The organism is Mucilaginibacter sp. A5337, assembly GCF_059690695.1.
Genome location: NZ_JCAWEC010000001.1, coordinates 358971 through 372316, shown reverse-complemented (window position 1 = coordinate 372316; position 13346 = coordinate 358971). Strand labels below are relative to the sequence as shown.

Annotated in this window: 19 protein-coding genes; 13 read left to right on the top strand and 6 right to left on the bottom strand. The window is 37.8% G+C overall.

Annotated elements, in window-relative coordinates; all coding sequences use genetic code 11:
* Positions 1-24 precede the first annotated feature (24 nt).
* Complete coding sequence (locus AC59JO_RS01685; protein ID WP_091210837.1) at positions 25-363, bottom strand: hypothetical protein; 339 nt, start codon at positions 361-363, stop codon at positions 25-27.
* Positions 364-560: 197 nt separating this feature from the next.
* Between AC59JO_RS01685 and AC59JO_RS01680 the strand changes: the two genes are divergently transcribed.
* The gene (locus tag AC59JO_RS01680) at positions 561-884 is read left to right on the top strand and encodes a hypothetical protein (RefSeq protein ID WP_413668897.1); all 324 of its coding nucleotides are present in this window, start codon (positions 561-563) and stop codon (positions 882-884) included.
* Positions 885-1056: 172 nt separating this feature from the next.
* Positions 1057-1419, top strand: coding sequence for a hypothetical protein (locus AC59JO_RS01675; RefSeq protein ID WP_413668896.1), 363 nt, complete (start codon positions 1057-1059; stop codon positions 1417-1419).
* A gap of 108 nt (positions 1420-1527) precedes the next feature.
* Here the strand turns inward: AC59JO_RS01675 and AC59JO_RS01670 are convergent, their stop codons facing one another.
* A complete protein-coding gene (locus AC59JO_RS01670) occupies positions 1528-3762 on the bottom strand; it encodes a tetratricopeptide repeat protein (RefSeq protein WP_497302950.1) in 2235 nt (744 codons plus the stop codon).
* Positions 3763-3964: 202 nt separating this feature from the next.
* Positions 3965-4186 carry a hypothetical protein gene (locus AC59JO_RS01665; protein WP_413668894.1) on the bottom strand — a complete coding sequence of 74 codons (222 nt, stop codon included), beginning with the start codon at positions 4184-4186 and terminating at the stop codon, positions 3965-3967.
* A gap of 343 nt (positions 4187-4529) precedes the next feature.
* On the opposite strand from AC59JO_RS01665, the gene AC59JO_RS01660 reads away from it, so the two are divergent.
* The 8 genes from AC59JO_RS01660 to AC59JO_RS01625 all read left to right on the top strand — a co-directional run bounded on the left by AC59JO_RS01660 (position 4530) and on the right by AC59JO_RS01625 (position 8426).
* Complete coding sequence (locus tag AC59JO_RS01660) at positions 4530-5120, top strand: TetR/AcrR family transcriptional regulator (RefSeq protein WP_413668893.1); 591 nt, start codon at positions 4530-4532, stop codon at positions 5118-5120.
* Positions 5121-5125: 5 nt separating this feature from the next.
* Positions 5126-5509 carry a VOC family protein gene (locus AC59JO_RS01655; protein ID WP_413668892.1) on the top strand — a complete coding sequence of 128 codons (384 nt, stop codon included), beginning with the start codon at positions 5126-5128 and terminating at the stop codon, positions 5507-5509.
* A gap of 41 nt (positions 5510-5550) precedes the next feature.
* Complete coding sequence (locus tag AC59JO_RS01650) at positions 5551-5832, top strand: YciI family protein (protein ID WP_413668891.1); 282 nt, start codon at positions 5551-5553, stop codon at positions 5830-5832.
* Positions 5833-5938: 106 nt separating this feature from the next.
* A complete protein-coding gene (locus AC59JO_RS01645; protein ID WP_497302947.1) occupies positions 5939-6154 on the top strand; it encodes a hypothetical protein in 216 nt (71 codons plus the stop codon).
* A 132-nt stretch (positions 6155-6286) separates the two neighbouring features.
* Positions 6287-6502 (top strand): hypothetical protein, encoded by a 216-nt coding sequence (locus tag AC59JO_RS01640; RefSeq protein WP_413668890.1) that lies wholly within the window; start codon positions 6287-6289, stop codon positions 6500-6502.
* A gap of 227 nt (positions 6503-6729) precedes the next feature.
* The gene (locus AC59JO_RS01635; RefSeq protein WP_413668889.1) at positions 6730-7425 is read left to right on the top strand and encodes a hypothetical protein; all 696 of its coding nucleotides are present in this window, start codon (positions 6730-6732) and stop codon (positions 7423-7425) included.
* Positions 7426-7511: 86 nt separating this feature from the next.
* A complete protein-coding gene (locus AC59JO_RS01630; protein ID WP_091163254.1) occupies positions 7512-7883 on the top strand; it encodes a DMT family protein in 372 nt (123 codons plus the stop codon).
* 144 nt (positions 7884-8027) lie between these two features.
* Positions 8028-8426, top strand: a complete 399-nt coding sequence (locus AC59JO_RS01625) for a GNAT family N-acetyltransferase (protein ID WP_413668888.1) — start codon at positions 8028-8030, stop codon at positions 8424-8426.
* 52 nt (positions 8427-8478) lie between these two features.
* On the opposite strand, the gene AC59JO_RS01620 is transcribed toward AC59JO_RS01625, so the two are convergent.
* A complete protein-coding gene (locus AC59JO_RS01620) occupies positions 8479-9123 on the bottom strand; it encodes an autotransporter outer membrane beta-barrel domain-containing protein (protein ID WP_497302943.1) in 645 nt (214 codons plus the stop codon).
* 250 nt (positions 9124-9373) lie between these two features.
* Entirely contained in the window at positions 9374-10195 is an 822-nt protein-coding gene (locus AC59JO_RS01615; protein ID WP_413668886.1) for an N-acetylmuramoyl-L-alanine amidase family protein, read from the bottom strand.
* Positions 10196-10418: 223 nt separating this feature from the next.
* Between AC59JO_RS01615 and AC59JO_RS01610 the strand changes: the two genes are divergently transcribed.
* The 3 genes from AC59JO_RS01610 to AC59JO_RS01600 all read left to right on the top strand — a co-directional run bounded on the left by AC59JO_RS01610 (position 10419) and on the right by AC59JO_RS01600 (position 12604).
* Positions 10419-11240, top strand: a complete 822-nt coding sequence (locus AC59JO_RS01610) for an alpha/beta fold hydrolase (RefSeq protein WP_497302941.1) — start codon at positions 10419-10421, stop codon at positions 11238-11240.
* Positions 11241-11630: 390 nt separating this feature from the next.
* On the top strand, positions 11631-11852 hold the full coding sequence (locus AC59JO_RS01605; RefSeq protein WP_413668884.1) for a YdeI/OmpD-associated family protein: 222 nt from the start codon (positions 11631-11633) through the stop codon (positions 11850-11852).
* Between the two features lie 176 nt (positions 11853-12028).
* Entirely contained in the window at positions 12029-12604 is a 576-nt protein-coding gene (locus tag AC59JO_RS01600; RefSeq protein ID WP_497302939.1) for a YceI family protein, read from the top strand.
* Between the two features lie 214 nt (positions 12605-12818).
* Here AC59JO_RS01600 and AC59JO_RS01595 read toward each other — a convergent pair whose 3' ends face one another.
* Complete coding sequence (locus tag AC59JO_RS01595) at positions 12819-13217, bottom strand: hypothetical protein (RefSeq protein ID WP_413668882.1); 399 nt, start codon at positions 13215-13217, stop codon at positions 12819-12821.
* Positions 13218-13346 lie beyond the last annotated feature (129 nt).

The following is a 13346-nucleotide window of genomic DNA, read 5'->3' as shown; positions in this document are numbered from 1 at the left end:
GATAAGCGGGCTATGATCATCGGGCTATTTTACCTTTACCTGTTGTTGTTCTTTTTCGTTTTGCTCAACAAGTACCAATTCTTCGTCAATAGCTTCTGCCTGCGGACTTGCATAATTTAGTTTGCGAAAACGCCACTGGGCAAATGCCGGTTCCTGAAAACGGTTTATCAGCTTGAAAAATTTCGGAAAATTGTGTACTTCTTCCAACAATAAGCCGGTTACTATGCCATTATTGTCCAGTATTTCGCGTATGGTGTATTCCTTATCTTTGGTGATCCATATCTCAAAATCCTGCTGTATTTCAGCCATCTTTTCGGGATCTATTTTGTCGTTTATACAAATTACCTTATCGCCCGGTTTCATAATGATCGCAATTTTATGTGTCCCTTTTGTTAAGGGATTATAAATGTAAAGTTCGGCTTTTTAAGCGTATTTTAAAATCTGTAACAGATGTAATTTTAACGTTAAAAGAAATAATCAAAAAAGTTTTTAATATTATGCAACCTTATTTTATAGGCTTCGTATTAAAATGTATAACGAACGTTTAATATCAGGGGGATATGGATTATTTTTATTTGTTTTTGATAGCAGGCCTGGGGTTAGTATTTGTTATTTTACAGTTTGATAAACAACAAAGGCGCAGGGTTGATTTGCTGTTAAAAAATGCAAATGATGTACAGCCATTACTTATGCAGCGTAGTATGGATCAGAAATTAAGCAGGATTAATACAGAGCTTAGCGTTAATGCCTTTCATGCGAATACCGGCAAAGAATTAGAGGCAAGCCTGAAACAAATAACCGTTGATTATAATGCAGGAAAGATCAGCTTGTCTGTTTACAATAATAAACTTGGCGAGCTTGTTGAAAAGTTAGGAAATAAATAATTTTTGCTATTAACCTAAGCTTATTTTTATTGTCATATATAGTTTTTGTTGGTTAGTTTTACTTTAAGGTCATTTGCTGTTGGGGCATTTGACCTTTTTTGTTTCAAGGCTTGTTCAATAAAGTAATTATATATTGCACGGATAAACAAAATGATTATTATTGCAGTCACTTATGTCTGACGAAGCTATTATAAAACGGTTAAAGGTTGTTGTGAAAGAGCATGGCGGCCAGTTAGGGCTTGCCGGAGCTATTGGCGTTGACCAGGGTTTTATTAGTAAGGTGATTAACAAAAAGCAGGATATTAGCTATTATCTTATCCGGAAGCTTTGTTTTCAGCTTAAATACTCGCCCGAATGGCTTATTCTTGGTACCGGCGAAAAAATGATCAACAAACCCGAATCGGCTAAGCTTATTACTGAAATACAGATGATGCGTACCGAGGTTGATATTTTACAAGCCCGTATGCGAGCCTACGAAATAGAGATGAAGGAACTGCGCGAACAATTACATCTAGGAGATAAAAAGGCTGTTTAGCCGGATTAAAAACCGGCTAAATGTAAAAGCCCCTTTCGGGGCTTCGTTTTTATAGATCAGTTAATAGTTACATATTATTATACGGGTATTGTAAATAAGAAGTTATAGTTATTTACAATATTTTGATATTTGGTCGGGTGCTTCCTTTGACCCCATGCTTAAAGCTTTATTCATATCTGCGCATCCTCCTGTTTTATCGTCAACGGCTATTTTAGCAAGTCCTCTTTGTAAGTAAGCCCGATTGTTTTTAGCATCGAGGTTTATAGCAGTATTACAATCCAAAATGGCACCGTTGGGGTCTTTCAAATTTATTTTGGCAATAGCTCTGTCAATATATAGATCCGGGTTGTTAGGTGAAATTTTAAACACTGCAGCAAAGTCATCCTTTACGCCCTGGGCATCGCCAAGGTAACTTTTAGCGATACCGCTATGCGAATAAGCCTTTATATTGGCATCATTCATATAAATGGCGTTATGATAATCATCGGCAGCGCCTGCATAATCCTTCATAGCCACTTTTGTATCGCCCCTGATTAAAAATGTTTCGTCGTTTGAGTAAATTGATACTGCACGGTCAAGGTCGTTAAGGGCGCCTTTATAATTTTTAAGTTTGCCCTTTACAAAACCTCTTGCCTGCCACACCAGTGCTGTTGAGTCTGATAGTGAATCTGTTTTGAGGGCGTTATTGAAATCGGCAATCGCACCGGCATTGTCTTCGGCATCTGCTTTGGTTAAGCCCCGTTTCAACAACAATGTGATGTTTTTTGGAGTTTTAAGTACTCCCGTGTTATAATCGGCCATGGCACCTTTGGCATCTCCGGAGGCAGCCTTAGCTTCACCTCGGTAAAGGTAAAAATCGGCAATTGTCGGGTTTAATGCTATTGCTTTAGTGAAAAGCTGCACGCCGTTATTGGTGTATTTATAAAAGTTATTGATTTTACCCAGTCGCAAATAGCCATTTTGCTGTTGGGGAGCGATACTTATCAGTTTTTCGAGATCTTTTACAGCGGCGGCATAATCACCCAGTTTAGTTTTTTCAATGGCGCGATTTAAAAAAGCATAGGTATAAATTGGATTTATAGCAATAGCTTTGGTGTAGTCGTCAATGGCGGCGAGCGGAATCCCCAGGTCGCGATAAGCATCGCCACGTGACAGATAAGCTTCATCGCTTTTATTATTCATGCTAATTGCTTTTGTTAAATCGGCGATAACTCCAGCGGTATCTTTTAAAGCCATTTTAGCTTTACTTAGGCTCACATAAGCACTTATACTGTTTGGATTTATTTTAATTGCCGAATCGGCATCAAGTTTGGCGCCTTCATAATTGCCTAATGCAAGTTTTGAAAATGAACGGCTTTGGTATGCATCGCCATTTTTAGGGTCAAGTGCAAGGGCTTTATTAAAATCCTCCAGGGCGCCATGATGATCTTTTTTATCGCTTTTGATAATACCGCGGTACATGTACAGGTTTGCATTTTTGGGGGATTGAGCTATCGCCTTGTTAAAATAATCAAGAGCTCCATTGGTATCACCAAGACTGCTTTGGGCGTTGGCCATGTAAAGCAAAAGGTTTTTTTGATTAGGATTTATAGCCGCCGCTTTTTTATAATCATCAACAGCGCCTTTAAAGTCATTTAGTTTCGCCCTGGTATTGGCGCGGTAAAAATAAGCTTCGGCGTTATTGGGATTAAGAGATAGTGTTTTGGTATAATCGGCAATGGCCCCATTATAGTCATTTATACTGGCCTTGCTGCCGGCCATATATTGATAAATCTCGGCACTGTTGGGACTTAGTTTAATTGCTGCGTTATAATCAGCAATGGCCCCTGTAAAATCGTTATTGTTGTTTTTAGCTAAACCACGGTATTTATATAGTTCGGCGTTATTAGGCGTAAATTGAAGCGCTGTTGTAAAATCGGCAATAGCACCTGGATAGTCCCCCTGGTTGCTTTTGGCATTGCCCCTGTAATGGAACATATCTGCTGTTTTTGGCCCAAGTGCTATAGCCCTGTCGAAATCTGTGATAGCAGTTTGGTAATCCTGTATTGCGGCTTCGGCATTAGCCTTATACAAATAAGCATTGGTTAAGTTGGGTTTTAGGGTAATAGCCTGAGCATAGTCATTAATGGCGGCTTTGTATTCCTTGATATTGCCATATGCATTTGCCCTGTAATAAAAAACATCGGCGTTTTGGGCATTTAATTCTATGGCGTGCGTAAAGTCTTGTATGGCGCCTTTATAATCCCTGGTATTGGCTTTTGAGTTTCCCTGCTGAATATATGTCCCTGCTGTTTGAGCAAATGAGTATAGGGGTAAAAAAAGCAGAAATAGAATTCTTTTCATGAAGGTGTCAGCGGTTTTATCAAATATCAATAAAAAAACTATTATTGATTAAGGCAAAACTTATACCATTATGAAATATGTTGCAAACTAATAAGAATGAATAGAAAGCCGGAAAGTACAGGGTAGATATGGGGCATAAAGACCCCAACTTTAGCCGGTTAATTAATCCCAAACAGTGTACTTCCCGTTTCTACACAATAGCTTAAGAAAAAGAAGCTTCGTTAGTTTGATCCTGATTTTTTCTTTTGCTGTATGCAATGGCCGCGGTGCAAAGTGAAATGCAAAGTAATAACGCAGCTTCAATTACCACATGAATTACCGGAACCGGGCCGGGATAATTCGACAATAAGATACCTGCATCGGGCAATAACAAACCAACCAGTGGGAAGCAGAAGAACATTCGTAAAATTGTTAAATTTTCCATGATTGTTGATGTTTAATATGATAATGCTAAGTTAAGCATTAATTATTTATGAGTTAAATAAATTTATTAATCTTTTGATTGAAATTTGTAAAATTCGATTCAATCGTCATTAAAACTCCTTGTTAAACGTATCATGCGCTATTACTTGAGCCCATGATTAACATATAGCCCGATTTATTGTTTTAATGAAAAGAAATTAAACGTTTTATTAGGTTTTTCTTAAACTTAGTGATCTGTAAGTATTGGTGCGTTCAGTCTTTTGAAGAAATTATGATGATAATCTGACCTAGAAGGAAGAAATAAAATCTTAAATAAACGAACGCTCACTTATATTTGTATTGAAATGAGACCACGAGACGAACATAAGGAACAGCAAATACGTCAGAAAGCTATTGAAATGATAGTTACCGAAGGGCTTGACGGGTTTGGGATTAATAAGCTTGCAAAGATTGTAGGCGTATCGCCTGCAACCATCTACATCTATCACAAAGATAAAGAGGAGCTTATAAGCAGCCTTTGTGTTAGTGTTGCCGAAAAAATGATGGCTTTTAGTCTTCAAAACTTTTCGCCTGATATGGATTTTGCGGACGGGTTAAGGGTACAATGGCACAACAGGCTTAGATATTTCATTCAATGTCCGTTAGATATGGAATTTATTGAGATCATGCGCTATACGCATTTTTATGAAAAAGTAACGGCGATGCTTACTGTTAATTTTGGGGAGATTTTAGGGGCATTTATGCGCAATGCCGAAGAAAAGAAACAGCTTATCCCATTACCTTTTGAAGTTTATTGGTCCGTGGCTTACGCGCCTCTTTATCAGCTTATCAAGTTTCATAATCAGGGTAACAGCTATGTGAATAACAGTTTTGCACTGAATGACAAACTGATGGAACAAACGCTTGGTCTTGTATTAAAAGCATTAAAACCCTAATCATTATGTCTGTAACCAATATTAAGCTTAATCATGTTAACCTGTCTGTTACCGACGTGGTTGCCAGTTCTGAATTTTTTGAGCGACATTTTAACTTTAAATGCACGGATATAAAAGGGAATAATATGCTGGCTGTAATGGAAGGTAAAGACGGTTTTATCCTGGTGCTTATGGCCGATACCTTTAATCGTAATGGCAATAACAATTATCCCGATGCTTTTCATATCGGTTTTTTGGTTGATAGCTATGAACAAGTGGCCGAAGTTTATGATCGCCTTAAAGAAGCTGGTGTCAATGTATCACAGTCACCGGGGCCGTTACGTGGTGGTTACGGATTTTATTTTAATGCTCCGGGTAATATTCTTACTGAGGTTACCTGTTTAGCTTAACAAATTGAATAATTAAGTATCTGAATAAAAATAAGTAATTTATGGTACATGCATCAGCCTATAAAGATCCGCATCATGTGATGCTCTTTTTTGAAGAAGTTAGTAATCCGGCAGATAATCAACAATGCTTAGCCGATAGGAGAGGTTATTACGATAACCTTAAAAGCAATGGTAAAGTTGTTATAAGCGGTGATTTCTGGAACCAGGATAAGAATTTTGTAATTGTTTCTGTTTCAGATGATAATGAACTTGTTCAAATCATCGAAAATGACCCTGCAATAAAGCAAAATGTACTCGAGTTGATAAAAGCAATGCCTTTTTAACCCTTTTTTTGGGTAAAAATACGTAGTGCAATATGGGTTAAAATACGGGGTGCATTGAGCTTGCATATCTGTATGCTACACAATATTTTTGTGTAAACTGACGCCCATGGAACCTTTTGAACTAAAAGTTAATAGACGAACTTATAAAATTATTCCTTCGGTTACTAATCAGGCTACGTTTAGTGTATTAAACTATTCTGCTTTTTATACCATAACCAGGTTAACAAAAGGCTATTGGGAAATCATTGAACATCGTTTTGGCGACCATTTGATTCCGCTACAGGAAATAGGTCGTTCAATTGAGGATTATTATAAACTCTAAGCCTCAAATTATAATTAATCTTTCTTAATCATTAAGAAAATATTAATTGCTTTTTAGTAAAATATTATTGTTTGTTATTCTTTAAAGTTGTAAATTAGTCGTATCAAACTTTTACCCCTGAAATAAAATATTATGGAAAAATTAGCAATTTTAAGAATGTTTGCAGGCTTTCCATTGTTTGGTTTATTGCTGCCTGATGTTTCTACTTTCATAGTTGGTCGTTTTAAGGATATTTCGCCTTTTCATATTTACATTGAGTGTTTTTTATTGCTTTTTATAATAGCGTGTACATTAGGGATAGCCTATAAACGGAAATTTGACAATACGCCCGATTCGCAGCTGCAATAGCGGTTACCGGCTTCTGTTCAACAGCATTGATCATTATAAACCTATATAAAGTTTAGTATCCTGAATGCTTAATTGCCCGGATTGATTAAGTCCGGGTTTTTTTGTGCCTTTTACCTTGTTATCAAATTAATTTAGTGTTCCCGGTTATCTTTTTTTTGCTTATTTTTACGGTAATGACTCCTAAACACAATTATCTAAGTGCTCCCTGCAGGGCGCACCTCCTCCCCATGAAAAAATCAAATACCTGTTTTAAGCTATTTTTAATAATTGTACTGTTTTATTGTTCTAACGCTGCTATAGCGCAACATCATTCAAGCCGGGCTTTAACCTATGGTGGCGGCGGTAGTGGAGCCGTTAATTTTAGCGATGGCTGGGGTGTAGCCGCAGGTACCGGTGTTGAGATACCGCAAGGGGATTTTAATTATACTTTTAAGTCGTCTATTAATTTTAATGCCAGCGTTTACAGATTTTTAGGCCCTTTTACCGCAAGTTTAAGCTTAGGGTACACTAATTTTAAACCACATGAATATTTTATTTCAGAAACGGTTGAGGGCAGCGACTCAAATGTAAACACATACTATGCAGATATGCCTGTAATTTCAGCTTATGCCGGTGCTGCTTATAATATTGACGTAGCTGATAATTTCAGGGTGTATGGCGGTGTAAATTTAGGGCTGTATTTTACTGACTTTGCAGTAGCCTATGAAATTGATGGTGCAAATACCTTTGTTTACGACAAATGGTCGCAGTCATTGTATTATGCTCCTAAAGTAGGTGTAATATTTCCGGTGACGCCAAAATTGGGTGTCAGTATCGAATCAAAATATAATTTCTTTTCTCAGAAACTTACCTTGGGTGATGTTTCGGGAAAGCAAAATTGGAACTCCCTTTCGCTTGGTGCCGAACTGGTTTTTAAATTTTAAATTGTTGTAGTTAATGCTGTAACAATTTACAATTGCCGGTGTTATCAATCTCAATTTATTGATATTTGCGAAAAAAAATTGTATTGATGAAAGGCTTACGTACTGTTACATTCCTGTTTATATCCAACACCTTCATGACATTTGCCTGGTATGGGCACCTGAAGTTTAAAGAATATGAATGGGGTAAAAATCTGAGTTTAATAGCCATTATTCTTATAAGCTGGGGCCTTGCATTTTTTGAATACCTGTTCCAGGTGCCGGCCAACGAAGGCGGCTTCAAGGAAAACGGAGGCCCTTTTACCCTGGTTGAATTAAAAACTATTCAGGAGGCCATTACGCTTACCGTGTTTATGATATTTACAACCCTGCTTTTCAAAAACGAAAAACTGGGCTGGAACCACCTGGTGGGTTTCGGGCTTATTGTGCTGGCAGTATTCGTTATTTTTAAAAAATGGTAACATGCTGAACGGGATATTGCAGAAACTTTAAACAGCTTTTCTTTTTAATTCGCTGGACTACCTGCTTTCTTGTTTCTGGCTTATTGAGATAGTGCAGTCACCGCTTACATTTGGGTATAGATATGTAAAATACTCAATAGCACTATGGAAATAACTTATAAAACAGGTACCATACCATCGGCCCGGCAGGTGATAGAACTTTATGATACAGCCGGATTGAAACGCCCAACGCATGACGCCGAACGAATTGCCAGAATGTACCAAAACTCAAACCTGGTAGTGAGTGCCTGGGATGGCGATAAACTGGTAGGTATATCACGTGCGCTTACCGATTTTTGCTACAGCTGCTATCTTTCGGATCTGGCGGTTACTAAAGATTATCAAAAAGAGGGGATAGGTAAAAAGTTGGTCGAACTAACTAAAGAAGCCATTGGAGATGAAACCATGCTTCTACTGCTTTCGGCCACAACAGCTATGGAATATTACCCTAAAATAGGTATGGAAACTGTTCACAATGGGTTTATCATCCACCGGGCGAAATAAAAATAAAGCAGGACGATATTGCATCTTATCGTCCTGCCTTGAAATTTAGCGCTTATTTACCGCCGAATACATAAAATACAGAGAGTAATAATCCGTTGTTGATCAAATTGAAATTAACATTATTGGTGCTCTCAATCTGGCTGTTATCAGCTTTAACCTTGCTGTGACTATATGAAAAGTTAGCCAGTGTGGCGGCTAAACCAAGTTTTTTTGCAGGATAATAAACAAGGCCCATAGTTGCTCCTGCCGTATAGTTATCAGTTTTAGTTGGAGTGCTTGTATCTACCGATCTAAAATCGTAGCGGCTGTATCCAAGATACGGTCCTGCGCGGAGCCCTAATTTATCTCCAAACATAAAATACTTCCTTAAAAAGAGTGTAGCCCCATATTGGTGCGAGGTTACGTTGTTGGGGTAAGTACTGTTTTTACTGTTCTGGGAGGTATGAGCGTAATTAACATTTACTCCAATATCAAGTTTATCTGCTATAAAATAACTATAGTTAGGACCGATACTGAAATTTGTATTTTTAACCTCAGATTCATAAGGGTTCGGGGACGACTGAAAGATGTTTTGCGTCGATTTCTGATGCATAAATTGCAGATCGATACCCAGTGTTTGTGAACCTTTTTCGGTTTGGGCTTTTGAGATTTGAAAAGCCAGTAAAAATGCAGGAATTAGGACAAGGATTTTTTTCATTTGTGTTAGTGTTTGGGTTTTATTGAGTCACTGAAACGGAGAAACACAAAAGATATTTTGCCCCAAAAGAGGTTTTTAATAATATTTATAAAATAAATTTAATTTGGACTAAAATCGATAATATAAGCTATAAAAGCTCGTTAAAATAGGTTTTTCATAATTGCGCTGAAATAAATATTTAAATGACAATAATAAATATCAGGGAGAAGCGTAATTCTTAATTAAGTTGATCACGTAAGAGCGGTAGCTATTAATTCCCTTCTAAATTATTACGGTACTGCTTTAGGGCTGTGAGTATCGACCGCACAATTTCGTTTTGCCCGCCGGCCGAGTTCAAATATTCTTCGTCGGCCGGGTTATTAATGAAGCCGGTTTCAACCAGCACTGCAGGCATACCGCTTTGCGCCAATACCAAAACGCCCTGTTCCTTTACTCCTAAACTATGCCTGCCATTGGTTTTGCGAAATTGGTAGTCAATCAAATCGCCAAACTGAATACTTTGCTTACGGTATTTTTGCTGAAATGCATTAAGTACAATGGTATTCACTGCTGCATCATCACCATAGCCATTATATTTTTCCTTATAGTCCTTTTCAATAAATATGGAAGCATTTTCACGCAGTGCCTCGCGTTGTTCCTGGCTGCGGTGAAAACCGTAAACAAGCAGCAATGTTCCCCGCGATGATCCTTTGCGTTGCGGGGATGAGTTACAGTGGATTGAAATGAATAAATTGCCATGATTATCGTTTGCGATATCCGTGCGTTTATGCAATTCAATAAAAACGTCGGTACTGCGGGTCATTACTACTTTAATGCCGCTCATTTCGTCATTTATGGCATCCCTCAGTTTTTTGGCGATACTCAATGAAACGTTTTTTTCCTTAGAATAAGCCCCGTGCGATCCCGGATCTTTACCTCCGTGTCCGGCATCGATGATAACCGTTTTAAATTTAAACCGATTGGGTACTGCAGTTGTACTCTGCTGCCCATAACACATAGTGGTGAAAAGGATGCATAGCAAAGGAATGAGTGGGGTAAGAATGTTAACTTTTTTTGGAAAGGTGGCGGGCATGAACAATATATGTATACAGGTTTATAAACGTTTCATTCTATAATAGTTATAGGTATGATATTGTTTTAACCGTATGGTTTAAAAAACGCTTCTGTTAAAGCGTGCAAATATAATACTTGTTTGATTTACAGCGCTATCTAAAAATTAATTGTAGCGCTTGTGCAATGGCTGTTTAAACTGCGCATTATGTATGTATATTTAATGAACTTAAACAGGTACAATCATGATGTTAAAAAAACTGTTGTTAATTGTATTGGTATGCCAGGCATTTATAGCGTGTAGCCAACAAAAAAGTATTGTTTATGGCGATAATGCAGCTGCCGGTAAATATTATGATGTTAGGGGGATAAAGCTGTACACCGAAGTTTATGGTAAAGGCAAGCCGCTGTTAATGATACACGGCAACGGTGGCAGCATCAATGCTTTTGAGAAAAACATACCTTATTTTGCTAAAAAGTATAAAGTTATTGCTGTTGACAGCAGGGCCCATGGCAAATCGACCGATCCGCGCGATTCACTTACTTTTGAAATGATGGCCGATGATTTTGCTGCTTTACTTGATGTAATGCATATTGATTCGGCTTATGTGATAGGCTGGAGTGATGGTGGTATCAATGCTCTCGAAATGGCTATGAGGCATCCCGAAAAGGTAATAAAATTAGCCTCGACCGGCGCCAATCTCTGGCCCGATTCTACAGCACTGATCCCCTCGTTATGGAAGGACATGGAAAAAGAATACGCTGATAAAAAGGATTATCATTTTGCTACTTCCAAAGAAAAAAACGATCGTAAGATATTTATGCTTGACTACAAAGAGCCTAATATTAAGCTATCGGCACTAAAAGCTATAAAATGCCCTTCGCTTATTATTGCCGGCGATCATGACCTCATTGTAACAACGCATACGGTTCAGATAGCAGAGAATATTTCAAATTCTTATTTATGGATCCTGCCCAACTCAGGCCATGGTACATTGGTTGAACATGCCGATGAATTCAATAAGAAGGTGGATGAATTTTTTGAGCAGCCATTTCATAAGCATTAAGTGAAGCGCTAAAAAAGATAACCCGGTGGTTATGCCGGGCTATCTCACATAATTACTTTGATTTAGTAAATCTCAATTAAAGTCAAATAACACTCTTGTTTGCTTTAGGTTTTATAAAATTTAAGTTACATCCATATTTTAGGTAAATACACTATAATAATAATGTCGCACCTCCGTTTTTACAATATTCAATATATAAGCTAACCTGCGGCTTTTACTGTTTAATTTAATAGTAATATGGAATCAAAAAAACAAAAGTTGCTGGTTGATACACTTTTAGCTATCTCCTTCCTTTTAATAATTTTATTGGCTGTAATCATGGTGTTTCAACCGGACGTTTATCCCAATTAACACTATATTTATCCGGAATAAAACCCCGAGAAAAATACTATGCTTAAACCCGGCGAACATATTGAAGGCACCCCTGCCGAATTACAGGTACTGCTTGACAGCGATGCAGAAGCGAACGAATTTTTTGAAAGTTTGTCAAGATCATACAAACAGGGCTATTGCGATTGGGTTGGTTCGGCCAAGCAGGAAGCTACCCGTAAGGTAAGGGCTGATAAGGCAATGATCATGCTTCGTAATAAACAAAAAACCTTAAAAACGTGAGGTTTAAGCCACTCAAAAATAATTTACTTTTCTTGTAAGTTCTACTAAAATGGTAGTATATTGTCATCCGATTTTAATAAAAAGATGTTTAAACATCTTTTTTGTTTGAAGTTCCGATCCTTTGTATACTTTTGGGGCATAAATCAAAACAAAAAAGAAATTTAAAGATCAAAACAATGAAAAAGATTCTTATCCTGTTAGCAGCAGCATTTTCGTACACGGCAGCATCAGCACAAACTACCTGGAATGTAGACAAAGCACATTCAAACGTTAAATTTACCGTAACACACTTAATGGTATCTGACGTTGACGGTATTTTTAAAAACTATGATGCAACTATCACTGCCGCTAAACCAGATTTCAGCGATGCTAAGTTTCAGATCAGCATCCAAACAGCTTCAGTAAGTACCGATAATGATCAGCGCGATAAACACATAACAAGCGCCGACTTTTTTGACGTTGCTACTTACCCAACCATTACTTTTACCAGCACTGCTATCACCAAAACATCTGATAAGCACTACAAACTTAGCGGTAACTTAACTTTACATGGTGTAACCAAACCAGCTTCATTTGATTTATGGTACCGTGGTACTATCCAAAACCCAATGAGCAAAGCTGATGATGCAGGTTTCCAGCTAACCGGTACTATCAAACGTTCTGACTTTAACTTCGGTTCAAAATTTGGTAACGCTATGGTTAGCGATGAAGTAACTATCAAAGCTAACGGCGAGTTCGGCAAAGCTAAATAATTGAAAAAAATATATTAACAGGAACGGCGCGGATAACCCGCGCCGTTTTTTGTTTTATATACCTGGGGTGAATGATCGATGCTTAGATATGCCGATGCTTTTAATTCCTCATTTTTGATAGCGGATTATCAATGTACAAATATCGGTTATAGCAACGAGGGGATCGTCCGCTGTTATTCGAACATTATGCCGGAAAACATAGGATAGAACTAACTTAACCTTTTCGGGAAAGCAGTTGTTTAAGGGTATTAAACCATAGTTGATTTTTAGCACCAAACAGGGTGTGATCAACAATGAGGTATAGAGTTTTCAATTCTTCTTTAAGCCTGTAACGTAATCTCAGCGGTTGCCAGAATAAGCCGTTACTGCGCACCATTGAGCGTTTGTAAAATTCGTCGAAGCCTAAATATAGCTGTTCCAGGCTATCAAGCGGGATGTGCTCGTAACCGTCGCCGTCAAGTACTATACTTTTAGGGGTAAGTATAATTTCGCCGGTGTGATGGTGTGGTGGTGGGGTAAATGCAAATAATGCGCCTCCGTCATTTGCCAACCCTAATGTAGCCAGGTCATAATCATGACTCCACATTACCTTTCCTATTCTCAATATCTGCATGTTATAAACTTCGGCAATATAAACGGCAATTGCAATAGATTGTTATCATTATAGTTTCATTTTGTTGCAATAATGTTAATAAAGCCTGGCACTCCTGTTTTAATATGCTAAACGTAAAATCCCTATCTT

Bases quoted from the DNA above. Each gene is read 5' to 3' on its own strand.
- AC59JO_RS01685 (WP_091210837.1), bottom strand. From the start codon at position 363: ATGAAACCGGGCGATAAGGTAATTTGTATAAACGACAAAATAGATCCC.
- AC59JO_RS01680 (WP_413668897.1), top strand. From the start codon at position 561: ATGGATTATTTTTATTTGTTTTTGATAGCAGGCCTGGGGTTAGTATTT.
- AC59JO_RS01620 (WP_497302943.1), bottom strand. From the start codon at position 9,123: ATGAAAAAAATCCTTGTCCTAATTCCTGCATTTTTACTGGCTTTTCAA.
- AC59JO_RS01600 (WP_497302939.1), top strand. From the start codon at position 12,029: ATGAAAAAGATTCTTATCCTGTTAGCAGCAGCATTTTCGTACACGGCA.
- AC59JO_RS01630 (WP_091163254.1), top strand. From the start codon at position 7,512: ATGAAAGGCTTACGTACTGTTACATTCCTGTTTATATCCAACACCTTC.
- AC59JO_RS01615 (WP_413668886.1), bottom strand. From the start codon at position 10,195: ATGCCCGCCACCTTTCCAAAAAAAGTTAACATTCTTACCCCACTCATT.
- AC59JO_RS01665 (WP_413668894.1), bottom strand. From the start codon at position 4,186: ATGGAAAATTTAACAATTTTACGAATGTTCTTCTGCTTCCCACTGGTT.
- AC59JO_RS01610 (WP_497302941.1), top strand. From the start codon at position 10,419: ATGATGTTAAAAAAACTGTTGTTAATTGTATTGGTATGCCAGGCATTT.
- AC59JO_RS01595 (WP_413668882.1), bottom strand. From the start codon at position 13,217: ATGCAGATATTGAGAATAGGAAAGGTAATGTGGAGTCATGATTATGAC.
- AC59JO_RS01635 (WP_413668889.1), top strand. From the start codon at position 6,730: ATGAAAAAATCAAATACCTGTTTTAAGCTATTTTTAATAATTGTACTG.
- AC59JO_RS01645 (WP_497302947.1), top strand. From the start codon at position 5,939: ATGGAACCTTTTGAACTAAAAGTTAATAGACGAACTTATAAAATTATT.
- AC59JO_RS01655 (WP_413668892.1), top strand. From the start codon at position 5,126: ATGTCTGTAACCAATATTAAGCTTAATCATGTTAACCTGTCTGTTACC.
- AC59JO_RS01670 (WP_497302950.1), bottom strand. From the start codon at position 3,762: ATGAAAAGAATTCTATTTCTGCTTTTTTTACCCCTATACTCATTTGCT.
- AC59JO_RS01625 (WP_413668888.1), top strand. From the start codon at position 8,028: ATGGAAATAACTTATAAAACAGGTACCATACCATCGGCCCGGCAGGTG.
- AC59JO_RS01650 (WP_413668891.1), top strand. From the start codon at position 5,551: ATGGTACATGCATCAGCCTATAAAGATCCGCATCATGTGATGCTCTTT.
- AC59JO_RS01675 (WP_413668896.1), top strand. From the start codon at position 1,057: ATGTCTGACGAAGCTATTATAAAACGGTTAAAGGTTGTTGTGAAAGAG.
- AC59JO_RS01640 (WP_413668890.1), top strand. From the start codon at position 6,287: ATGGAAAAATTAGCAATTTTAAGAATGTTTGCAGGCTTTCCATTGTTT.
- AC59JO_RS01605 (WP_413668884.1), top strand. From the start codon at position 11,631: ATGCTTAAACCCGGCGAACATATTGAAGGCACCCCTGCCGAATTACAG.
- AC59JO_RS01660 (WP_413668893.1), top strand. From the start codon at position 4,530: ATGAGACCACGAGACGAACATAAGGAACAGCAAATACGTCAGAAAGCT.